The sequence below is a fragment of the Myxococcales bacterium genome, assembly GCA_012517325.1.
Lineage (GTDB): Bacteria > Lernaellota > Lernaellaia > Lernaellales > Lernaellaceae > JAAYVF01.
Map to the genome: position 1 here is coordinate 74,172 of JAAYVF010000087.1, position 23,537 is coordinate 97,708.

The 23,537-nt window shown below is 62.6% G+C and carries 17 protein-coding genes; 14 read left to right on the forward strand and 3 right to left on the reverse strand.

Annotated features, from left to right (window positions below; genetic code table 11):
- The first annotated feature begins 33 nt into the window (after positions 1 to 33).
- The 13 genes from nuoH (at position 34) to GX444_15760 (ending at position 17,264) form a co-directional block, all read left to right on the forward strand.
- Entirely contained in the window at positions 34 to 1,089 is a 1,056-nt protein-coding gene (gene nuoH / locus GX444_15700; GenBank protein NLH50024.1) for an NADH-quinone oxidoreductase subunit NuoH, read from the forward strand.
- 34 nt (positions 1,090 to 1,123) lie between these two features.
- Positions 1,124 to 1,534, forward strand: coding sequence for an NADH-quinone oxidoreductase subunit I (locus GX444_15705; GenBank protein NLH50025.1), 411 nt, complete (start codon positions 1,124 to 1,126; stop codon positions 1,532 to 1,534).
- A 7-nt stretch (positions 1,535 to 1,541) separates the two neighbouring features.
- On the forward strand, positions 1,542 to 2,123 hold the full coding sequence (locus tag GX444_15710; protein ID NLH50026.1) for an NADH-quinone oxidoreductase subunit J: 582 nt from the start codon (positions 1,542 to 1,544) through the stop codon (positions 2,121 to 2,123).
- Positions 2,120 to 2,422 (forward strand): NADH-quinone oxidoreductase subunit NuoK, encoded by a 303-nt coding sequence (nuoK, locus tag GX444_15715; GenBank protein ID NLH50027.1) that lies wholly within the window; start codon positions 2,120 to 2,122, stop codon positions 2,420 to 2,422. Before GX444_15710 ends, nuoK begins: the two co-directional genes overlap by 4 nt.
- Positions 2,423 to 2,431: 9 nt before the next feature.
- Positions 2,432 to 4,372 carry an NADH-quinone oxidoreductase subunit L gene (nuoL, locus tag GX444_15720; protein ID NLH50028.1) on the forward strand — a complete coding sequence of 647 codons (1,941 nt, stop codon included), beginning with the start codon at positions 2,432 to 2,434 and terminating at the stop codon, positions 4,370 to 4,372.
- Between the two features lie 21 nt (positions 4,373 to 4,393).
- On the forward strand, positions 4,394 to 5,941 hold the full coding sequence (locus GX444_15725; protein NLH50029.1) for an NADH-quinone oxidoreductase subunit M: 1,548 nt from the start codon (positions 4,394 to 4,396) through the stop codon (positions 5,939 to 5,941).
- Between the two features lie 12 nt (positions 5,942 to 5,953).
- Positions 5,954 to 7,435: an NADH-quinone oxidoreductase subunit N gene (locus GX444_15730; GenBank protein NLH50030.1), complete on the forward strand. Its 1,482-nt coding sequence runs from the start codon at positions 5,954 to 5,956 to the stop codon at positions 7,433 to 7,435.
- Between the two features lie 114 nt (positions 7,436 to 7,549).
- Complete coding sequence (locus GX444_15735; protein ID NLH50031.1) at positions 7,550 to 8,662, forward strand: deoxyhypusine synthase family protein; 1,113 nt, start codon at positions 7,550 to 7,552, stop codon at positions 8,660 to 8,662.
- Between the two features lie 41 nt (positions 8,663 to 8,703).
- Entirely contained in the window at positions 8,704 to 10,278 is a 1,575-nt protein-coding gene (locus tag GX444_15740) for a VCBS repeat-containing protein (GenBank protein NLH50032.1), read from the forward strand.
- Positions 10,279 to 10,522: 244 nt separating this feature from the next.
- Complete coding sequence (locus GX444_15745) at positions 10,523 to 12,670, forward strand: hypothetical protein (GenBank protein ID NLH50033.1); 2,148 nt, start codon at positions 10,523 to 10,525, stop codon at positions 12,668 to 12,670.
- A gap of 15 nt (positions 12,671 to 12,685) precedes the next feature.
- Positions 12,686 to 15,064, forward strand: a complete 2,379-nt coding sequence (locus tag GX444_15750; protein NLH50034.1) for a glycoside hydrolase family 92 protein — start codon at positions 12,686 to 12,688, stop codon at positions 15,062 to 15,064.
- Positions 15,065 to 15,288: 224 nt separating this feature from the next.
- Positions 15,289 to 15,999: a hypothetical protein gene (locus GX444_15755; GenBank protein ID NLH50035.1), complete on the forward strand. Its 711-nt coding sequence runs from the start codon at positions 15,289 to 15,291 to the stop codon at positions 15,997 to 15,999.
- A 488-nt stretch (positions 16,000 to 16,487) separates the two neighbouring features.
- Positions 16,488 to 17,264 carry a hypothetical protein gene (locus tag GX444_15760; protein ID NLH50036.1) on the forward strand — a complete coding sequence of 259 codons (777 nt, stop codon included), beginning with the start codon at positions 16,488 to 16,490 and terminating at the stop codon, positions 17,262 to 17,264.
- A gap of 486 nt (positions 17,265 to 17,750) precedes the next feature.
- On the opposite strand, the gene GX444_15765 is transcribed toward GX444_15760, so the two are convergent.
- From GX444_15765 to GX444_15775, 3 genes are all read right to left on the reverse strand, one after another.
- On the reverse strand, positions 17,751 to 18,095 hold the full coding sequence (locus GX444_15765; GenBank protein NLH50037.1) for a TfoX/Sxy family protein: 345 nt from the start codon (positions 18,093 to 18,095) through the stop codon (positions 17,751 to 17,753).
- Between the two features lie 15 nt (positions 18,096 to 18,110).
- The gene (locus tag GX444_15770) at positions 18,111 to 20,465 is read right to left on the reverse strand and encodes a hypothetical protein (protein NLH50038.1); all 2,355 of its coding nucleotides are present in this window, start codon (positions 20,463 to 20,465) and stop codon (positions 18,111 to 18,113) included.
- A 65-nt stretch (positions 20,466 to 20,530) separates the two neighbouring features.
- Complete coding sequence (locus GX444_15775) at positions 20,531 to 21,121, reverse strand: hypothetical protein (GenBank protein NLH50039.1); 591 nt, start codon at positions 21,119 to 21,121, stop codon at positions 20,531 to 20,533.
- 137 nt (positions 21,122 to 21,258) lie between these two features.
- Between GX444_15775 and GX444_15780 the strand changes: the two genes are divergently transcribed.
- Positions 21,259 to 23,526 (forward strand): endonuclease/exonuclease/phosphatase family protein, encoded by a 2,268-nt coding sequence (locus GX444_15780; protein NLH50040.1) that lies wholly within the window; start codon positions 21,259 to 21,261, stop codon positions 23,524 to 23,526.
- The last annotated feature ends 11 nt before the right edge of the window (positions 23,527 to 23,537 follow it).

The window sequence follows — 23,537 nt, forward strand, 5'->3', positions numbered from 1 at the left end:
GATCGAGAAAGGAAGCGGCGACCCGTGTGGTGGATGGTCCTCATAGCGATGGTGAAGGTCCTGGTGTTCCTGGTGATTTTCCTGGCCTTCACCGCCTACAACACGTTGTACGAGCGGCGGTGGGCGGCGCGGCTCCAACGGCGCGTCGGCCCCAACCGCGCCGGTCCCCTGGGGCTTTTGCAGCCGATCGCCGACGCGGTCAAACTGTTCTTCAAGGAAGACATCGTCACCGACCAGGCCGAACGGTTCCTCTACATCCTGGCGCCGATCATCGCGGTCTCCACGGCGATGCTGTACGTGACGGCGATTCCCTTCGGGCCGGAAGTGCCGTTCCTCAAAAGCCTGCCGCCGGCCTGGAACAAATTTTCGATGGCCGACCTGAACGTCGGCGTGCTGTTCGTCTTCGCCGTCAGTTCGATCGCGGTCTACGGCGTGTTGCTCGGCGGCTGGGCGGGCAGCAGCAAGTACTCGCTGCTGGGCGGCATGCGGGCCAGCGCCCAGATGATTTCCTACGAAATCGCCATGGGCCTGTCGATCATGCCGGCGATCATGAGCGCCGGCAGCCTGAGCCTGAACGACATCGTGGCGTCCCAGGCCGACGCCTGGAACGTTTTCCGCCTGCCCTGGGGCCCCGTCGGCTTTTTCATCTTCATGATGGCGATGCTCGCCGAGGCCAACCGGGCGCCCTTCGACATGGTGGAAGCCGAGCAGGAACTGGTCGGCGGCTACCACACTGAATACAGTTCGATGAAGTTCGGCGCCTTTTTCGTCGGCGAATACGGCAACCTGATCACCATCTCGGCCTTGATCACCACCTTCTACCTGGGCGGTTGGCAAGGACTGCCGTTCGTCGACGTGGGCCTGCCCGAATGGCTGGCGCCCTACCTGAGCATCGTCTGGTTCGGCCTGAAAACCTTCCTGATGATCGCGGTGCTCGTCTGGATCCGCTGGACGTTCCCGCGGCCCCGTTACGACCAACTCATGGGCTACGGCTGGAAGGTGTTCTTTCCCCTGGCGCTGGCCAACCTGTTCGTCGCCGGCGTCCTGATGTACATCGGCCGGGCGATCGGTTGGGGCTATTTCGGTTGAGAGGGGGATGCGTTTGGGAAACCTGAGAAAATTCCTGTTGACCGACCTGCTCGCGGGCCTGCGGCTGACCCTCAAGTACGCGCTCCGGCGGCCGGTGACGATTCAATACCCTGAGGAGCATCGCCCGATCGCCCCGCGATACCGCGGCCGCCAGCGACTGGCCGTGCGCGAGGACGGGTCGCTCAAGTGCGTCGCCTGCGGCCTGTGCGCCGCCGTCTGCCCGTCGCGGTGCATCTACCTCGAGCCCGGCGAGCTGCCGAACGGCGACCGTTTCCCGAAAGTCTATGAACTCGAGGTCGCCCGTTGTGTGTTTTGCGGTTTCTGCGCCGAGGTCTGCCCCTTCGAGGCGATCGTGCTGACCGAGGAATTCGAGCTGGCGGTGACCGACAAGCGCCAATTGCTTTACGACAAAGCGTTCTTGAGCGCGGACCAGCCAAAGGAGTAGGCGCCCGATGCTGATGCTATCGCTGTACGTGCTGTTCGCCCTGGGCGCCGTGATCGGCGGAGCGAACGTCGTGGCGCGGCGGAACCCGGTGAACAGCGCGATCGCGCTGCTGTTCACCTTCCTCTGCCTGGCGTCGTTGTACATTCTGCACGGCGCGCCGTTTTTGGCGATGATCCAGATCATCGTCTACGCCGGCGCCATTCTGATCCTGGTGGTGTTCACCATCATGCTGCTGGCGCTGCGCGACCCGGGACGGGGCCTGACCGGCCTGTGGAGCACGCCGCAGAAGGTGACCTCGCTGGCGGTGTGCGCGCTGCTCGGCGGCCAACTGCTGTACCTGGCCTGGCGCGCCCTGGCGGAGACGCCGGTGGTCGACGCGGGCGCGGGCCTCGCCGAACGCGTCGCGCCGGCGACGCTGGGCCGCGTCCTGTTCGATAAGTATCTGCTGCCGTTCGAGGTGGCCAGCGTGCTGCTCCTGGTGGCCATCATCGGCGCGGTGGTGCTGACCCGGCGGCCGCGCGGCACGGCGGCGGCCATCGACAGCCCGCATGCCGACGAGGCCGCGGCAGACGAAGGGAGGCCGGCATGATTCCCGTGAGCTTCCCGCTGGCGACGGGCGCGGCGCTGTTCGCCCTGGGCGTGTTCGGCGTCCTGGTGCGGCGCAACGCCATCGTCATGTTCATGTGCATCGAGCTGATGCTCAACGGCGTCAACCTGACGCTCGTCGGCCTGTCGGCCGGCCTGGGCGTGGTCGACGGGCCGATTTTCGTGCTGTTCGTCATGGCCGTCGCCGCCGCCGAAGCCGCGGTGGGCCTGGCGATCATCGTTTCGCTGTACCGCCGGAAAGCGACGGTGGACATTTCGCGCTTCGATTCGATGCGGGGCTAGGAGCGGTCGATGGGTGACTGGCTGTTTTTGATTCCGCTGTTTCCGCTGTTGGGCACGATCGCCAACGGCGTGTTGTCGCACCGGTTGTGGCCGCGGCGCGACGGTTTCGCGGGGGCCCTGGCGTCGCTGCTGATCCTGGCTTCCTTCGTCGCCGGCCTGCTGGGCTTTTTCGAGCTGCGGGCGGCGTCCCGGCCGGAGGCGCTGCACCAGGTGCTGTTTTCGTGGATCGGCGTCGGCGCCCTGCAGGTGCCGTTCGGCCTCGTGGTGGACCAGCTGTCGGCGGTGATGGTCCTGGTGGTGACGGGCGTCGGCTTCCTGATTCACGTTTACGCCGTCGGTTACATGCACGGCGACCCCGGGTTCCGGCGGTTCTTCACCTACCTCAACCTGTTCGTGTTCGCGATGTTGCTGCTGGTGCTGGGCGACAGCCTGCTGGTGATGTTCGTCGGCTGGGAAGGCGTCGGCCTCTGCTCGTACCTGCTGATCGGCTACTACTACGAAAAGCCGAGCGCGGCGGACGCGGGCAAGAAGGCGTTCGTCGTCAACCGAATCGGCGACTTCGGCTTTCTGCTGGCGATTTTTCTCTGCTATTACCACTTCGGCACGCTGGAATTCGAGGGCCTGTCGCAGAAGCTGGCGGGCGTGAGCGGCGGCGTGATCGTGACCATTACCCTGCTGCTCTTCCTCGGCGCGACCGGCAAGAGCGCGCAGATCCCGCTGTACTTCTGGTTGCCCGACGCGATGGAGGGCCCGACCCCGGTCAGCGCCCTGATTCACGCCGCGACGATGGTCACCGCCGGCGTCTATATGATCGCGCGGACGCACTTCCTGTTCGACCTCGCGCCGTTCTCGCAGGCCGTCGTGGCGACCGTCGGCGGCCTGACCGCGTTTTACGCGGCGACCATCGCCTTCGCCCAGCGCGACCTCAAGCGCATCCTGGCCTACTCGACGATCAGCCAGCTCGGCTACATGTTCGTCGGCGTCGGCCTGGGCGCTTACGCGGCCGGCGTCTTTCACCTGATGACCCACGCCTTCTTCAAGGCGCTGCTCTTCCTCGGCGCCGGCAGCGTCATGCACGCGCTGTCCGGCGAACTGGACGTTTACAAGATGGGCGGCCTGCGCAAGCAACTGCCGGTGACCTTCGCCACCTTCCTGATCGCAACGCTGGCGATCGCCGGCGTGCCGCCGCTGGCCGGTTTCTTCTCCAAGGACGAGATTCTCTGGAACGCCTTTGCCAAGCACCTGGACGGCGTGCCGGCGGCCTGGAACTACGCGCTGTACGGCCTGGCCCTGCTGACGGCCGGGATGACGGCGTTTTACATGTTCCGCGCCCTGCTGCTGGCCTTCTTCGGCGAAAGCCGCCTCGAACCGCACACCGCCGCGCACGTGCACGAGAGCCCCAAGATGATGACCGTGCCGTTGCTGGTGCTGGCGCTGCTCAGCGTCGTCGGCGGGTTCGCCGGGGTGCCGGCGGCGATCGGCGGCGGCGCGCACTTCGCGTCCTGGCTCGCGCCCGTGGTGGGCGGGGAGGCCGCGGCCGAGGGCGGGCACGCGCCGGCGGCGCTGGAAATCGGCCTGATGGCGTTGTCGGTGCTGGTGGCGCTGACCGGCATCGCGCTGGCGTTCGTCTTCTACGGCCGCCGCCTCGGCCGGGCCGAACGGTTCACGACCGCCTGGCCGAAACTGCACCGGGCGGTCTGGAACAAGTACTACGTCGACGAATTCAACGACGCGGCGGTGATCAATCCGCTCAAGCGCGTCGCGACGAATTTCCTCTGGTTGTTCATCGACGCCGCGGTGATCGACGGCGCCGTCAACGGCGTCGCGGCGACGGCGAAACGAAGCGGCGCCCTGTTGGCCCGGCTGCAAACCGGCCGGGTCTACGCCTATGCGCTGACCATCAGCCTCGGCGCGGTGGTGCTCCTGGGCCTGGTACTGTGGCGCCTGTGAGCGCGTCGGAGTAGGTAAACGATGTCCGTTCGACTCTTGTCGCTGGTGATTTTCTCGCCGCTCGCGGCGGTCGCGGTCCTGCTGCTGCTGGATCGGCGCAAAGAGGAACTGCTGCGCTGCGTGGCGCTCGCCGGTTCGCTGCTGACCTTCGCCCTGAGCCTGCCGCTCTTCTGGCTGTACGACCCGGCGAAAAACCTGTGGCTGCGCGAGCCGTCGGTGCCGTGGATCGCCTCATGGGGGGCGAACTACGCGGTAGGCATCGACGGCATCAGCCTGCTGCTGGTGCTGTTGACGACCTTCCTGACGCCGCTGTGCCTGCTGGCGTCGTGGAAATACATCCAAGACCGCGTGAAGGCCTACCTGATCTCCTTCCTGCTGCTGGAAGCGGCGATGATCGGCACCTTCTGCGCCCTCGACGTCTTTTTGTTCTACGTTTTCTGGGAAGCGATGCTGGTGCCGATGTACCTGATCATCGGCGTCTGGGGCGGGCCGCGCCGCATTTACGCCGCGGTGAAATTCTTCCTCTACACGATGGTCGGCTCGGTCCTGATGATGATCGCCCTCCTGGTGACCTACTTCCACCTGCCCGAGCGGACCTTCGATCTGACCTTGTGGTACGAGGCGGATCTGCCGCTCCAGTTGCAAACCTGGTGCTTCCTGGCCTTCGCGCTGGCGTTCGCCATCAAGGTGCCGATGTTTCCCTTCCACACTTGGCTGCCCGACGCCCACGTCGAGGCGCCCACCGCCGGTTCGGTCATCCTGGCCGGTGTGCTGCTGAAGATGGGCACCTACGGCTTCGTGCGTTACGCCATCCCGCTCTACCCCGACGCGGCCGCGCGGCTCGCGCCGCTGTTCATCGGGCTGGCAGTGATCGGCATCGTCTACGGCGCGCTGGTGGCGATGGTGCAGAAGGACGCGAAAAAACTGGTCGCCTACAGCAGCGTCAGCCACCTGGGCTTCGTGATGCTCGGGCTGTTCGCGGGCAACGCGCTGGGCGCCGCCGGCGGCACCCTGCAGATGATCAATCACGGCCTTTCCACCGGCGCCCTCTTCCTCCTGGTCGGCGTGCTGTACGAGCGGCGCCACACGCGAATGATCGCCGACTTCGGCGGCATCGCGAAAGTGATGCCGGCCTTCACGGCGCTGTTCATGCTGGTCACGCTCTCGTCCATCGGCCTGCCGGGAACCAACGGGTTCATCGGCGAGTTTCTGATTCTGCTGGGGGCGTTCGAGCACTGGCGACCGTTGGCCGTGGTGGCGACGACGGGCGTCATCCTGGGCGCCGCCTACATGCTGTGGCTGGTGCAACGGGTCTTTTTCAGCCCGGTGAAACACGAGGCCAACCAGGGCCTGGCCGACCTGACCTTCCGCGAATGGGCTTACCTGCTGCCGATCCTGGTGTTCATTTTCTGGATCGGCGTTTATCCGAAGACGTTCCTGGAAAAGATGCAACCGAGCATCGACCAATGGCTGACGATGACCAAACCGGCCGCGCCGGCGCGGACCGCCCCGGCGGCGCCCGCGAGCGCGGCGGTGCCGGCGCCGGGGCCGGCCTTCGTCGTGGAGTAAGAGGCTGCACCGATGAGCAACATGTCTTTCAGCCTGTACGGACCGCCGCTGCTCGTGCTGTACGGCTTGTTGATGGTCCTACTGGCCGAAATCGTTTCGCCGCGCGACACGCGGCCCCGGGTGCGCGACCTGCCGCCGGTCTTGGCGCTGGCGACGCTGGCCGTCGCGCTGGTCGCGGTGGCGTTGCGGTGGTCGAACGCCTCCGAGGCACAGGGTTTCTCGGCGATGATCGTCGGCGACCGGCTGGCGCTGTTCGCCCAGGGCCTGTTGTGCCTGGCCGGCATGCTGGGCGTTTTGTCGGCCTGGAACTACTTGCGCACCGTCGGCGAGGACCAGAGCGAGTATTACGCGCTGCTGCTGGGCGCGGTGTTCGGCGGCATGACGATGGTCGGCGCGGTCGATTTGATCATGATCTTTCTCGGCCTCGAAATCCTGTCGATTTCCGTTTACGTGCTGGCCGGTTTTCTGCGGCGGCGCGCCGAATCGGGCGAAAGCGCGATCAAGTACTTTTTCCTCGGCGCGTTCTCGACCGGCTTTTTGCTGTACGGCATCGCCCTGCTGTTCGGCCACGCCGGCTCGACCAACCTGACGGTGATCGCCGAACATTGCACCTTTGAAAACGGCGACAGCCTGATGGTGCTGGGCGGCATGGCGCTGGTGCTGGTCGGCCTCGGCTTCAAGATCGCCGCCTTCCCCTTCCACGTCTGGACGCCCGACGTCTACCAGGGCGCGCCCAGCCCGGTCAGCGGTTTCATGGCCGCGGCGGTCAAGGCGGCGTCGTTCGCCACGCTGCTGCGCCTGTTGGTCACCGCGTTCCAGCCGTTGGCCCCGCAATGGATCGTCGTCATTTACTACCTCGCCATCGGCACGATGGTGTTCGGCAACGTGGCCGCCCTGGTGCAGAACAACCTCAAACGCCTGCTGGCCTATTCGTCGATCGCGCACGCCGGCTATATCCTGGTCGGTATCGCGGCGATGATCCGGCAGGATCAGGCCGGGGCCGGCGCGGTGCTGTTCTACCTGCTGGCCTACACGCTGATGACCGTCGGCGCCTTCGCGGTGGTCTCGCACCTTTCTTCCGGCAGCGCCGACGCCGATCGGCTCGACGCCTACCGCGGGCTGTCGCGCCGCCACCCGTGGCTCGCCCTGGCGTTGACGGTCTACCTGGTGAGCATGGCCGGCATTCCGCCGCTGGTGGGCTTCGTCGGCAAGTTCCTGCTGTTCGCGGCGGCGGTCGAGGCGGGCCTGACGCATCTGGCGATCATCGGCGTTTTGACCAGCGCGCTGTCGGTCTATTATTACATTCGGGTCATCTATTTCATGTACATGAGCGAACCGGTGGTCGAGACAACGCCGGCCGAGGCGATCCCGCACGATTGGCCCGGCCGCGTGGTGCTGGCGGCGACCGTGGCGCTGGTCATCGGCCTGGGCATACTGCCGCACTGGTTCATGACCTGGGCCGGCGAAAGCGCCGCCATGTTGTTGGGAAAATAGCCGCCGGTCAGCGTTCTTCCATTGCATTGACAAGACGACGGCGAGGGACGATGTTTCGGTACAATCAAATCCCTGGAAAACCGTCGTTCGGTCAGCGGTAGCAGGAGGTGTCGTATGGCGAGGATAAAGGTTCCGGAAGGAATCGTTTTTCCGGTCGTCTCTTCCGAATTGAGCCGTCGCAAGAAACAGGTCTTGGCCAAGAGCCTGCAGTCACTGGAGCCGAAACCCGGCTTGACCGTGGCCGAGCTCGTCGAATCCATGAAGAACATGAGCATCCAGGCCCGCGCCATCGGCCAATGCGCCGAGGTGCTCGACGGCCTGTACCGGGACCGCCGCCGCCCGACCGTTTTTCTGGGGCTCGCGGGGCCGCTGATCGCCGCCGGCCTGCGCGACGTCATTCGCGGCCTGATCGAGGGCGGCTACGTGGACGTCGTCGTGTCCACCGGCGCCATCCTGTACCAGGACATCTATCAGGCCCGCGGCTTCAAACACTACAAGGGCACGCCGCACGCCGACGACGCCGCCCTGCGCGACATGTACATCGACCGCATCTACGATACCTACGTCGATGAAATCGCCTTCTGGAACACCGACCTGTGGGTCGGCAAACAGGCCGACGCGCTACCCCCGGGCAATTACTCCAGCCGCCAGTTCATCGATTATCTCGGCGCGCAGCTCGAGGACGAAAAATCCATCGTCCGCACCTGCCACCGGCTGGGCGTGCCGATTTTCGCGCCGGCCCTCAACGACTCGTCGATCGGCATCGGCCTGACCGAACACCGGCACCGCGCCCGGCAGCAGGGCCGGCCGAGCCTCGGCATCGATTCGATCCAGGACAACTACGAGCTGACCCAGTACGTCGTCAAATCGGCGTGCACCGCCGCCATCTACGTGGCGGGCGGCGTGCCGAAGAACTACATCAACGACTCGGTGGTGATGAGCTACATCTTCGGCCTCGAGCGCGGCCACGATTACGCCCTGCAGGTCACCACGGCCGTCGTCGCCGACGGCGGCCTGTCCAGCAGCACGCTCAAGGAAGCCACCAGTTGGGGCAAGATCGACCGCCAGGCCCGCAGCGCCATGGCGTGGGTCGAACCCAGCGTCGCCCTGCCGCTGCTGGCGCAGTACGTCTTCGACCGGCATCCGCCGCGGCCGCGGCTCAAGGCGGTCTGGGACGGCGACATCCTGAAAAAACTCGTCAAGCCTTCTCCGGCCAAGAAACGCTGATCGGCGACGCCGAATCCGCACAACGGCGCACGGAGGTGCCGATGCGACGACTCTTCGTTTCCCTCGCGGTGTTTTCGTTCTGGTTCGCTCTGTTGTCGCCGGCCCGGGCGGCCGTCACCCAAATGCCCGGTTGGCCGCAGGAAGTGACGGGCAACGTCACCTTCGGCGAAACGTGCGGCCTGGTGCTGGCGAACGTCGACGCCGACCCTGATCTGGAAGTCATCGTCGCCACGGCCGGCCAGCAGCTCCACGTCTGGAAACTGGACGGCGCCAAGGTCTTCACCGCCGCCCTAACCGGCCTGGCGCAGACCGTCCCGGCGGTCGGCGACGTCAACGGCGACGGCGATCCCGAGATCGTCGTGGCAACGCGTGACGCCTCCGGCGGCTCGCCCACGCCCACGGTGTACGTCTTCGCCGGCGACGGCACGAAACTCGCCCAGAAAGCCCTGCCCCACGGCGGCGCGTCCAACAGCCCGCCGACCCTCGCCGATCTCGACGGCGACGGCGCGCTCGAAATCCTGGTCGACGAACGCGGCAGCTCCACCGGCTGGCTGCACGCCTGGGACGGCGACCTGAATTCGATCGGCGGCTCCTGGCCGGTTGTGTTGGACCACGTGCCGGCGACCAGCGCCGCGGTGGGCGACATCGACGGCGTCGCAGGCCTGGAAGTGGCGATCTGCTCGTACAGCAGCTTGTGGGTGGTCGACGCGGACGGCATCGCCCAGGCGAACTTCCCCCGGACCATCGCGGGCGAAGGCTACAGCTACGGTTCGCCGGCGCTGGCCGACCTGGACGGCGACGGTCGGCTGGAGATCGTCACCACGACGCACGGCGATTTCAACCGCGTGCACGTCACGACGGCCGACGGCGCGGAACTGGCCGGCTGGCCGTACGACCTGGGCGACGCCTGGACCTTCGCGCCGCCCGCGGTGGGCGACATCGACGGTGACGGCGGCCTCGAAGTGGTGGCCGGGCGCTCCGGCGGCACGATCGCCGACGACAACCTGTTCGTGATCCGCGCCGACGGCACCGATTTCGCGCCATTCCCGTACCGGATGACCGGCGGGGCGGAAGGCAGTTACGTGCTGGCCGACATCACCGGCGACGACCGGTTGGAAATCCTCTTCACCAACAACCTGCTGGACGACAACCAGGGCTACCTGTTCGCCGTCGACGCCGACGCGCAACCGCTCGCCGGCTGGCCGCTGCGCCCGGCGGGCTTCACCTACCTCAACGGCGCCACGCTGGCCGACGTCAACGGCGACGGCGTGCCGGAAATCGGGGCGGTGGGTTCCGCGAACGGCGTGGAGTCGGTCAATTTGTACCGCTCGCCCGATTACACGTTCGGCCCCGGCGGCGTTCATTGGCGCACCTACCAGGCCGACGACCGGCACAGCGGCCTCTATCACCCCGTTTACCCGGGCGACGACGATGACGACGACACGACCGGCGATGACGACGATGACGACAACGACGACAACGACGACGCGACCGACGACGACGCGACCGACGACGACGCGACCGACGACGACACCTCGGGCGACGACGATTCCACCGGGAACGGAACCGGCGACGACGACAACGATGACGACAGTTCCGGCGGTTGCGGATTCTAAGCCGGCCGGCGACTTGAATTACCCCGTAAAACGGGATACCGATTATCCGGGCGGGCGGGATTTCCTTTCGATTGCCGATGCCCAGGATTGCTGACCCGTTGCGGCGGATCCGCCAACTCCACCTCACCGCACCCGCGCCGGGCTCGCTTGCCTTCACCGGATGATAAAGCCGTGCGTTCGCCGCTTGCGGCGGCGCGGCTCGGATACCGACCCAAGGTTCCACCCGCTCCTCAAGGAGTCGGCCATGAATTTCCGGCGGCTCTGGGTACTGGCGGTCTTTTTGCCGTTGGCGCTGGCGTTTTTGCCGTCGTGCGCGAACCCGGGCGACGACGATTCCGGCCCGAGCCAAGGCGATGATGATGCTTCGCCGGTTGACGACGACGGCGGCGATGACGACGACGACAATGACAACGACTCTCCCAGCGACGATGACGATAACGATAATGACGACGACGACGATTCGGCCGACGATGACTATACGGGCCCGGACGACCCGCTCGAACCGTCCGCCGATTTTCTCGCCCGGCAGGCCGAGTTTCTCGCCTATTGCGACCAATACGGCGCGCCGCCCCTCGGTACGACCAACGGCCAGGTCTGCCGCGCCTTCACCGGAACCGGGCAATTCAACGAGGCCGCGATCCTCTTGTCGCTGAACACGATCGCCTCGCGCGAGGACACGGCGGATTTCGATCTGAACGCCGTGCTGCGATTGCTTTACCTCGACCGCGAGGAATCCATCCTGCCGGCGGACCTCAAGGCGCTGATGGAATCGACGGTGCTGACGTTCAAGTACTGGCTCGACGAATCCGGTCCGGATGATATGTGCTGGTGGTCGGAAAATCATCAGGTGCTGTTTCACGCGGCCGAACTGCTGGCGGGCCAGTTGTTTCCGGATCAGATCTTCTACAATTCGCTGGCCACCGGCGCGGAGCACGCCGCCCACGCGCGGGAATTGCTGGACCGCTGGCTCGCGATCCGCGGCCGCTTCGGTTTCGCCGAATGGCACTCCAACGTCTACCTCAACGAGACCATGGCGGCCTTGCTCAACCTGGTCGATTACTCAGACGACGAAGCGATCACCGTCAAAGCGGCGATGCTGCTGGACGAGTTGACCTTCGATCTGGCGAGCAACACCTACGACGGGCTTTATGCCACGGCGCACGGCCGCACCTACGAAAGCCATCTGCTCGACGGCTTGACCGATTCCACCCGCGAGGCCGCCTGGATTTTGCTCGGCTTGGGTGATTATCTCGATCCGAGCAACTTCACCGGCGCGTTTTTGGCGACCAGTGAAAAATATTGGCCGCCAGTGATTCTGGAAGATATTGCCGCCGCGGCCGCGCCGGCTCTGGAGCACCGCCAGCGCGACGGCCTCGACATCGCCGCCGGCCCGTCCTACGGCGTCGGCTACGAGGATTTCGCGGATATCCTGGTCTGGTGGGGAATGACCGGTTACGCGGCGCCGCCGATCATCGCCGGCACGTTCGAGATGGTCGAATACTACAACCTGTGGGAAGGCTATTTGTGGAGCGATCTGGCTTTCCTGCGCTTTTTGGTCGGCAGCCCGCTGCTGCCTTCGCTGGCCGAAACCTACGAACCGCTGGCGCGCGGCGTGGCGCTGGAGTCGGCGGGAACCTACACCTATCGCACCTCCGCCTATCAGCTTTCCGGCGTCCAGGATTACAAGCCGGCCCTGTGGTCGGCGCAGGTCCAGGCCTGGCAGGCGACGCTCGATCGGACGGCCTTCGTCTTCACGTCCTACCCGAGCATCGGGTGGCTGACCTCCTTGATGGACGGACCCTGGATCGGCGGCTGGCTGCCGCGCGCAACGTTTTACCGCAACGTCGGCGTCATCCAATATTGGCGGCCGGAACTGCCGCTGATCGACCACCTGCTCTTCGCCGATTACACGCACGCCTACTTCAAAAGAAGCGCCTTCGACCAGACCGCCGCGCGCGGCCATTGGGTCATCGGGCGGAAGGGCGAGGCCTACGTGGCGCTTTATTCGCAAAACCCGCCGTCCTGGTCGGCGCAAAACAATTACGAACTGATCGCTCCCGGCCGCGAAAACATCTGGATCGTTGAACTGGGCGACCGCGAACACAACGGCCCGTTCACGCAGTTCGTCAACGCCGTCGCCGGCGCGACGATCGAAATCGGCGATCGACTGACCTATGAATCGCCGAGCCTCGGCGAGGTCGTCGTCGGGCGGGAAGGCCCGCTGACGGTGGCGGGTGAGACGGTGGACCTGGGGCCGTTCGCGCGCTGGGACAATCCGTATTCCTTCCAGGAGTACGGCGCGCAAATCACCCGAATCCATTACGACGGCCAGCGCCTCGAACTGGATTTTCAAACGCCGCGGCGGCGCTATTGGTCGGGAGCCGCCGAATAGAAGGAGGATCGCGCCATGCGGTTTTTTCAATCCTGCGCCTGGGCCTTCCTGTTGCTTACGGCCATCGCGTTCCTGGCGTCGTGCGCCGCTGATGATGACGACGACGATTCCGGCCAAAACGGCCTTGATGATGATTCGTCACCGACCGACGACGACGATGACGATAACGATAACGACGATGATTCGTCACCCGGCGATGACGACAACGACGATAACGACGACACCACGCCGGCCGACGTTTTGGACGAGGTCGATCCGTACATCGGCACCGGCGGTCTCGGTTACGGCTACGCGGCGGCGTATCCGGGCGCGAAATATCCGCATGGCATGATCACCCTGAACCCCAACACCACCCGCAACGGCTTCAACCCGTATCAGCAGGAGTTTTCCGGCTACAACTATTCCGATCCGCAAATCCGCGGGTTCGTCCACACCCAGCTCTTCGGGGTCGGCGGACCCGCCGAGGGCAACCTGCTGGTCATGCCGATGAAGGAAAAGCCCGCCGGCGACATCCGGGAGGCGATGTTCCGCAGCGCCTTTGCCAAGGAAACCGAAATCGCGACGCCCGGCTACTACTCGGCCTACCTCGACGACGCGCAAACGCGGGTCGAACTGGCGGCGGCGGCCAATAGCGGCGTCGAGCGATTCACTTACGCGGCCGGCGTTTCCCCTTACTTCATCGTCTGGCCGTCGTATTACCAGATCGACGGCTGGACGTACGACTCCCTGATTGAAATTGATGCGGGCGAGCAGGCGATCTCGGGTTGGATCGATTACAGCGGCGCCCAAAACAAATCCGACGGCTACGTGGTCTACTATGCCCTGACCTTCTCGCGGCCGTTCACCGATTCGGCGGTCTGGCATTACGGCGGGCCGGCGGAAGCGGGAACTTCGTTGCAAGCGCCCGACGCGGGCGCCTACGTCGGTTTCGCCGCCACCGCGGAACCGTTGATCGTCAAGGTCGCCATCAGTTTCCAAAGCGTCGCGCAGGCGCGGGCCAACCTGGCCGCGCAGGTCGCCGACGCCGATTTCGATACCGTGTGGCTCGCCGCCCGCGCGGCCTGGGAAGAAGAACTGGGCAAAATCGAGGTCCGCGGCGGCACGCCGCGGCTGCGACGCATGTTTTACACCGCGCTGTATCACACCCACATGATGCCGTCCGATTTTACCGAGGCGAACAACCGCTACTTCGGTTACGACGGGCAGACGCACGATTCCGGGAGCCGCCGCTATTACACCGAAATGTCGTTGTGGGATACCTACCGCACCTATCATCCGTTCCTGGATCTGCTCGATCCGGTCCGCGCCGCCGATCTGCTGCAATCGCTGACCGACATGTACGTGCAGGGCGGCACCGTTCCCCGCTGGGCCGGCGCGGTCCGCGACACCGGCTCGATGATCGAAACGCCCGCCCATATCGTCTTCGGCGAGGCCTATCTGAAAGGCGTCCGCGATTTCGACTACCAGACCGCCTACGAAGGCTGCTACGCCCAGGCCACCGGGGGCAGCGCCCGCGACTGCCTCGATCAATACATCAACCTGCATTTTCTGCCCGAGGATCAGTGCTACCGGGGAGTCAGTCACATCACCGAAGCCTGCCGGGCCGACGCCGCCCTGTCGAAGTGGGCCGACGCCCTGGGCTTGCCGGCGGACGCGGCGCTGTTTTTGGAACGCAGCCGCTATTACCGCAACCATTTCGATCCCGCGACCGGCTTCCTGCGCCCGAAAAACGCCGACGGCTCGTGGGATACCCCGTTTTTTCCGGATAACCCGTTCAACGAACACTACGTCGAAGGCGACGCCTGGCAATATACCTTCTGCGCGGAGCACGATCTGGAAGGCCTGAGCGCCTTGTTCGGATCGACAGCGGCCATGACGGCCAAACTGGAGGAGGCGTTTCAACTGGCGGCCGACGGTCCACCGGGAATCGTTCTGCCGGGCAGCTACTATTGGGCGGGAAACGAGCCGGACATTTTCTATCCGTACATTTTCGCCCAGGCCGAGCGGCCCGATCTGACGCAGAAGTGGACGCGCTGGATCGTCGCGACCAAGTTCGGCGACGGGCCCGACGGCCTGCCGGGCAACGACGACGGCGGCACGATGTCGTCCTGGCTGCTGTTCACTATGCTGGGATTTTTCCCGCTCAACGGCACCGATATCTATTTGATCGGCAGCCCACTGTTCGACGAGGCGGTGCTGCATCTGCCGGACGGCGATTTGATCGTCACCGCGACCGACAACAGCCCGGAAAACCTGTACGTCCAGGCGGTCCGATTGAACGGTGAACTGCTGGCCGATCCCTGGTTCACCCACGACCGGATCGCCGCCGGCGGAACCCTCGAATTCGAAATGGGACCGCAACCGGCCGCAGCCGCCAAACCGCTCGGAAAATGACCCAACGGTTTTCATCGCCGATTGTCGCGCCCCAGGCAGCCGTTTGACCGGTTTTGCGGATTGCCGAAGACTCTTGTAATCGCAAGATTCAACTTGCACTGGTTTGTAATGTGTTACGCCATCATTGGCGTTCTTTCGCTGTTTCATTTAGAATTAACCGCGAATGAACACGAATAAACACGAATGAATTCCCAAATTGTCAGGCCGACGACGAGGAAGTGCTGGTGTACAAGCCGTATTGGGCGCATTTGAATCAGATCGGGGCGCCGGTGCGTTTGACCGACGCCGACGGCGCGGTGGTCTGGGCGGCGGAATACGAACCCTTCGGCAAAACCGTGTCGCTCGACGAGGATCCCGACGGCGACGGCGAGACTGTCACCATGAACTTCCGCTTCCCCGGTCAGTACTATGATTCGGAAACCGGCCTGAATTACAACTGGCACCGCTACTACGATCCGACCGCGGGGAGATATCTGCAGGCAGAATTTTCCCAAGTATTACAAGTTAATGATTTTAGAAAAGAACTAAATAAAAATTATGGCCAACATTTTGTATATGCAGAAAATAATCCACTTAGTTTTATCGATTTTACAGCAAATGATTCGATGACATTCAGTATTGGTGGTGGAGGAATAGTAGGAGTAAATCTTTCTATTACACTAGCTGACTGTGGGTTGTATATAAGTTATGGATTTGGAGTTGGTTCAATTTGGCTCGCCGATGTCGGAATTACTTGGTCTAAGCAAAATCCAAATATTGGGAAAAATTATACATTATATGATCAAGGTGTTTTTTGTCGTGCTGGAATAACAAATTTTAAGGAAAATGCTTCAGCTGAACTTGGTTTTGGAAGAAGGCCCCCAGGCCCCACTTTCAATTATTACCAAACTGGCAAACTAATAAAATTCAACCTGGGCCCTGGAAAATGCAATTAGAGAGAGTCAAATGGAAATCTCAGAACATTTTTTACTAATAGGCTATATTATATTTCTTAGCCTTATGTTGGCCTTTAGAAAAAGGCTATATAAGGGCCTTGTCTGGCAATTTAAAACATTTTATAATTACGAAATAAATATTACAACTGCAAGAACAATAGTGATTATTGTGCTTATTAGCATGATATCTATTGTTATTCTTTACACTATAGTTGACATATTAGGGTTATTACCTATCGGTAATTAACTATATATAATATATATTTAACGATTTTTCACGATTATTACCGATTATAACGGTTTGTTAGGGGCAACAAAAACCACTCGATTCAAGAACTACCTTTTTTTGGTTTCTTATAATCACGGAATCAAGAGTCCTAGGGCGCGAAAACCCCTGTGGGGCAAATCCGCAATCGTTGCCGCGCTGGCGGCGGGCGGACCGTTCGGGTAAGATTCGGTTGTCGCTGGCGGCGCTGCTGGCGGGCGGGATGATCGCGGGGAGCTTCTTGCTGCTGACGGCCCGGAGCGGCCGGGCGATGGGCGACGACGAGGAAGTGCTGGTGTACAAGCCGTATTGGGCGCATTTGAATCAGATCGGGGCGCCGGTGCGCCTGACCGACGCCGACGGCGCTGTGGTCTGGGCGGCGGAGTACGAACCCTTCGGCAAGACGGTGGCGCTCGACGAGGATCCCGACGGCGACGACGAAGCCGTCACCATGAACTTCCGCTTCCCCGGCCAGTATTACGACGCCGAAACCAGCCTGCACTACAATTGGCATCGCTATTACGATCCGACTGCGGGGAGGTATTTGCAGGCGGAGAGTGGGATGATTTTTAAAATTCCATTAAAAAGCACTTTGAGAAGAGAGTTATCTTATACATATACCGTCAATAATCCCTTGGTGTATTATGATCTAAATGGATTCTGGTATATTGATGTTAATGTTTCCGCTGGAGGCATCACAGGGGGCGTCATGTTTGATGGTAATGGAATGACACCATATGTAGGGGGCTATTTTCCTATTCCCTTTTCAATTTCTAATATTTTACCTTCAGCCTCCGTTTCTTTCTCACCTAACAATGTATCATCTGGGTGGGCAGTGGCAGTTGTTGGCTTTTTACCATTATTTTATGATGTTGGCCCCGGCGGATCGGTCGGTTACAGTGATAGTTTCTTTTTCGAATATGGCATCGGGACACCGGGTAGTTATTCACCGCAGGTATACTGGGCATATCCAACAACAAAGAGGTGTGATATTATATGATAAGGATTGAATAATGGATAAAGCAAACCTATTCTCCATAATATTTATGAGCATAATCATTATTTCCGGATGGTTATGGCGAAAAAGACTGGCGGCATCTTTACAATATAGGAGCAAATTATATGGATATGTGAAACCAATAGAATGGTTTCAATCACAGGCAGATCGAATGTGGATGGCATTTACAATATTATGGCTTATAATTGTAATATATCAATTTATATCTTTTATATTTAAATGATTTTAATCTGATTTCCAGTGACATCTGTGACCTAGAAAGTCAAAAAACCCCATATTTTCTTTTTTCATCTTTTTCATTGGCATTTACACCCAGTTACACTTTTTTTACGACTTGTTTTGGATAAACTCAAATGGACAACCGAATGGTATTGGCGACGACGAGGAAGTGCTGGTGTACAAGCCGTATTGGGCTCATTTGAATCAGATCGGGGCGCCGGTGCATCGCTTCTCCGGCCGGGGCCATGTCTAAGCTTCGCGCTTCTTCCTTGGTTTTTTCGGTTTCGGGGTCGGCAGCGCGGCGGCGGTGAGGCGCACGAGTTCGCACAGCCGGTCGCTGTCGTCGATCTCATCGGCGTCGATCAGCATCGACGGCTTGGCGCCCGGATAGGCCTCGCCTTCCTGGTAGCGCCCGCCGACGAACGCCTGGCCGGCCGGGGTGATCTTGACGAAGAGTTGATCGTCGCACACCAGCGCCACGACCTTCTCGCCCACGTACAGTGCATATTCGCCGAACATCTTGCGGGTGCGGATGCCGGGCAAGGCGCCGAGTTGGTCCAACAAGTAGTCGATCGTGCTTTGACTGGTCGCCATCATCATCTCCCCGAATCAGACCCGGCAGCCGACCGCCGCGGTCAGGTAGCCCTGATCCTCCTCGTCGAGCGCGCCGCTCTGATCGAAGTCCGCGCCGTCGCACCATTCGTTGTCCGGCGTGCAGGCGACCCCCGAGTATTCGTCCCAGGCGGCCGCGAACAAGTCCTGATCGGCGGTGTCGACCGTGCCGCTGCCGTCCAGATCGGCGGGCGCGCAACCCATGGCCGCCCACGTGCAGTCCAGCGTTTGCGGCGCCATTTCACACAACGGCGCCTCGAACCACAGCGAAAATCCGCCGAACCCGACGTGGCGCGGGTTTTCCGTCGGCTGCCATTGCTCGTCCGGACCGATGCATTCGTAGCCGTCGCCCGCGCGCCGTACCGGATAGGTCGTGCCGAACCGGTCCCGGTAGCGCTGCACGCGCCACGGCGCCCGCTCGGTGATCGCCGTCAGCTTGGCCTCCACCGCCGCCGCGATCTGCTCGTCGGTCAACAGAGCCCAGTCCGTGGTGTCGGCCATGTCCAGTTGCTGTTCGAGCACCGCCGTCGCCTCGTCGCCGCTCGCGAACCCGGCGAAATCCTCCAGCGGCCAATCGAGGTCGAACATCCGCGCGTAGGCGGCCGCCTTGTAAAGCATCTCCTCGGCGGAAGCGGTCAGCCCGGCGATCGTCCCCGCGCCCTTTTCCGCGTCGGCCGCGGCGGCGGCGAACGGGTCGCGCGCCAGTTCGTAGACCAGGTGCGCCAGGATTTTTTGCATTTCGATCATGTTGCGCAGGTTGCGGCGGGTTGCGGTAAACAACTGCTGGTCGCCGGTGAAGCGCGCGTAGTAGGACAGCACCACCGAACCCAGCTCCAGTTCCTGGAAATCGTCCATCATGCCGCCGAGCAAATCCGCCCACACCCCCGGCACGAGCAGGCCGACGACCTCGGCCAGGTCGTACCAGGGAACGCCGAACACCTCCAGCGACAGGATATCGCCCCAGCCCAGGCCGATGAACGCGTCGTCGACCGTCTTGCATTGAATGACCGGCGCGGTCAACGGCACGCCGATCAAGTCGAACACGTACTGCAGGGCGGTGGTTTCGATCGCGCCCGGCAGCGGCAGTTGCGGCACCGGCCAGCTCAGGCCGTCGGTCGAGATCGCCTGCGCCACGTAGGCCATCTGGCAGGCCGACAGGCTGCCCAGGTCCTGCCATTCCACCTCGCCGTCGGGGTTCATCGCGCCGGCGACGGTCAGCGTGTCGTAGTCGTGCCATTCGTCGACGGTCATCAGGCGGTTGTCGTTGGCGACGATGCTGTCGCCGGTGCGGTGCGCGGCCTCGACGGCGTCGTGCGCGGCCTGCGCCAAATCGGCGGGCAGATCCGCCGTCGCCTCGGCTTCCATCGCGGCCAGGAAGCCCAGCGCGTAATCGGTGAAATTATCGCGCGAATTGTGGTTGCCCCAGATCGCGCCTTCCCAGGTTCCCAGTTGCGAGATCATGAACGACGAACAGCAGTCCGATTGCCGCAGAAACGGCGGATCGTGATCCAGTTCGTCGAACACGTAGGTCACGGCGAAGCTGCCCACGTCGTAAATCGCCCGGAAATTAAACAGGTATTCCGCGGGATCCTCGCGGTAGGTGAATTTCACGCCGTCGAAAAAGGTGGCGAGGATTTCCTGCTCCAATTCGTCGGGATAGGTGACCGGCGGGGTGACCGGCGCGCCGTCCTTCAGGCGGGTGATCGTGCCGCCGGTTCCGTCCATGGTGCGCGTCCAGGCCGCGAATGCCTCGCGGGTGGTCAGGCCCGGGTGGCCGGACACGGCCTCGTTGAAGGCCATGCCCTCGAACTGGCGGATCAACGACAATTCGAGCTCGCGACCGCCGAGCACCTGGTACAACTTCCACGAGGAAAAAGCGGTTTTGCCGAACGGATTGTTGTCGTCCGGCCCCGGCACCACCTCGAACTCGTCGCCGTCGCGGGCGATCGCCACGCTGCCGAACGCATTGGCGAAAACCGCATCGCCCGAAAACGAGAAGCGGTTCATGCTGGTCAGGGCGCGCAGCGACCGTTCGCGGTAAAAGAGCCGAAAGGCGTCGGCCTTGGCGTTGGGGTTGGGTTCGGGCGTCGGCTCGTAGGTGTCGTTGTCGTCGTTATCATCGTTGTCGTTGTCGTCGTCGTTGTCGTCGTCATTATCGTCGTCATTATCGTCGTCGTTGTCGTCGTTGTCGTCGTCATCGTCGTCGCCGGTCTGATCGTCATCGGCGGGCAGGGAATCGTCGTCCGCCCGCGTCGCGTCATCCGCGTCGTCGCCTTCGTTGCCGCAGGCGACCGGCAGGAGCAACAGCAGCAACAGTAAACAACCAATGCTCGTTTTCGACAGCAACGACATTTCCCCTCCCTTGACCATCGAACGGACGGATCGCGTTTTTTATTGCCTCACGAACGGGTTCTATATTACCGGTTCATCCGGCGGATTGCGACCGCTTGCCCGAAATCTTTTCCGTGGACCGCGATCCAGTAACCGGCCACCGTCGTCCACAGCCAAAGCAGTTGCGGCAACAGGGTGAGCGGTTCGCCGGCGAGCCACAGCAGCGTCGGGTTCCACCAATAACCCGTGACGTAGATCCAGCCGGCGCAAAGAACACTGGATGATTCCACCAAAAAGGCCGTAAGTTGTCCCCAGACGATCAGCACCGCCGGCGCGGCCCACCGAAAACGCCGCGGCGCGAACGGCGGATAAAACCATCGCAGTAGCCGAAATCCGGTCAGTAAAATCCCGCCGTCCCAGAAGAGATGCGCCGTCAGGAACGCCAGATAGTGGACCGGCAATTCGAGCCGCCAAACGATGATCGGTAGGCCGGAGTGTTGGCTCAGCACAAAGACGGGGATTTCCCAGCAGGCGCCCAAAACGACCCCGAGCCAAAAAATCCGCCAATCGAACCGATCGATCCGGCCCCGACGCCGAAGCCACAGGAGAACCGGCGGGCCGCCGAAGCCGACCGCCAGATCGAGCCAATAGAAACCGCTCGCGAGCAGTTCCGGCATTCGGTTTGTCCTGGGCTGGGTTGCGCTAATAATCTAACGCCGAACGGCCGCGCCGGGAAACCCGGCCTGAATCGGCGATTGACGCCTCCGGCGGTTTCCGCTCCAATTCAAGGAACCCATTCTAACCGGAGAATTCCATGCGTTCGATCTTCCGTTTGGCGACGGTTTTCTTTTTGCTCTGTCTGGGCATGCTCGGCGCGGCCTGCGACCAAAGCGACGACCCCGGATCAGGTCCGGGGCAGGCTCAAGATGATGACGATTCCGCCGCCGGCGACGACGACGACGACAACGATGACGACAACGACGACGACAACGACAATGACGACGACAACGATACCTTCCCCGCCATCACCGCCGTCGAACCCCTGAAGTGGAAGCGCTACTCCTGCCCGGCCGAATCGCGGGAAGGGATCACGGTCGTCACCGGCAACTTCAACATCCACGGCGGCCAGGAAGGTTCGCCGGAGGAGATCGGTCAGGCGCTGGCGGCGCACGGGCCCTTCGACGTCTTTTCGCTGCAGGAATGCCCCGAGGAATACGCGGCGCCGATCGCGGCGGAATTGGGCATGTACTATTTCTACGGCGAAGACCAATCGCTGATGACGGCCACGCCGTTGATCGATCCCCAGCTCCATCACTACGAAGTCTCGGGCCTCGGGCGCTTTTTGCACGCCAACGTCGAAATCGACGGGCACGAAATCTCGGTGTACGGCGTGCACGTCGACTGGAACGAAACCGGCGATTCGCAAAACCGCGAACTGGTCGACAATTACCTGTCGGTCGATCCGGTCGAGCGAATCGTCCTGATGGGCGACTGGAACGAGGAGCTGGGCTCGACCCAGGCCCGGATTCTGGACGAGCAGGTCGCCGACGCCTGGGCATCGCTCGGCGTCTGCCCCTCGTGTCGCACCACCTGGCCGGCGATGATGTTCTACGGCGCGGAAGGCCAGCAACTGATCGACAACACCTATTTCAACAAGTCGTCCGGCGGCTGCACGGTGACCGGCGAAATCATGCACCTGACGCCGAACCGCTCCGACCACAAGCCGCAGACCACGACCGTCTTTTTCCCGGAAACGACCGGCTTCGTGCCGCCGATTCTGCTCGACGTGGTGTACGGCTTCGGTCCCGAATCGATCGGCCTGTTGTTCGACAAACCGCTCGCCGACCTCGACGCGGCGCTGCTCGACGGCGAGACGGAACTCGAACTGGCCGCTACCGAAATCATCGGCGACGGCACGCTGGCGCTGGTCAGCGCCGCCGCGGCCCTGCCGACCGGGGTCGAACTGACCGCCCGCGTCGCTTCCGCCACCGACGTCGACGGCGCCCAGACGGCTGCGACCCTGGAAATCACCTTTCCGTTTTACGAAAACCTGCTGGCCAACCCCGGCGCGGAACTGGGCGAGACCGGGTGGGAATTCGACGGCATGGAGCAAGCCGCCGAGTTCAATCACGTCCTGCCTTTGACGGGCGACAGCTATTTCTCCGGCTCGCCGGTCACCCTGCGCGGCTACGCGACGCAGCTCGTGCCGTTGGATGAATACGCCGCGCTGATCGACGCCGGTTACGGCCGGTTGGCTTTCGGCGGCGCCTCGGCCACCGGCTACCGCGTCGCGGAAGGCGGCACGTCGAACATCCTGTACCCTCACGACGAAAGCGAAGGGGTCGTGGAACTGCTGAGCGCCCAGGGCAAGCTGCTCAAACACGTGGCCGGCGGCCGCTACGACGAAATGTTCTGGCAACCCTGGCGGGTCGTCGACGACATCCCGCCCGGCACCCGCTACGCCCAGGTCAAATTGCGGGCCATCGCCGGCGAGGAACCGTGGGAATTCAATTCGGCCGCGTTCGATGCCCTGAACCTGTCGGTCGTCACGCTGGAGGAACCGCACGGGCTGCTCGGCGGCAACCTGGTGGCCAACCCGCTGTTCGAGTCCGGCCGGGAAAATTGGGACATCCCCGGCGGCTACCTCCTGGCGAAGGACCATTTCATTCCGATCCGCTCCAACATCAACGTGAACACGGCCACCGGCGACTGGTGGCTCGGCGCCTTGCTCGTCACGCCGGGAGCGACGAGCGTTTCGCAGGTGATTTCGCTGGCCGCTTACGCGGATTCGATCGCCGCCGGCGAGCTGGCCTTGCTGTGGGGCGCCTACCTGCGCACCTGGAACCCGCAATCGCACGCCGATCTGCAAATCACCTTCTTGGACGACGCCGGCAACGACCTGCAGAGCGACGCGCTGGGGCCGATCAACATCCCGGAATGGTTCCGCTACGAGAAGACCACCGTCGTGCCGGCCGGCGCGGTCGCCGTGCGCTACGAATGGATCGCGACGGCCGAACAACTGTTGATCGGAGTCGCGTCCTTCTTCGACGCGCCGTTCGTCTACCCGGTGCAAGCGAACTGAGGCCGCCGCCG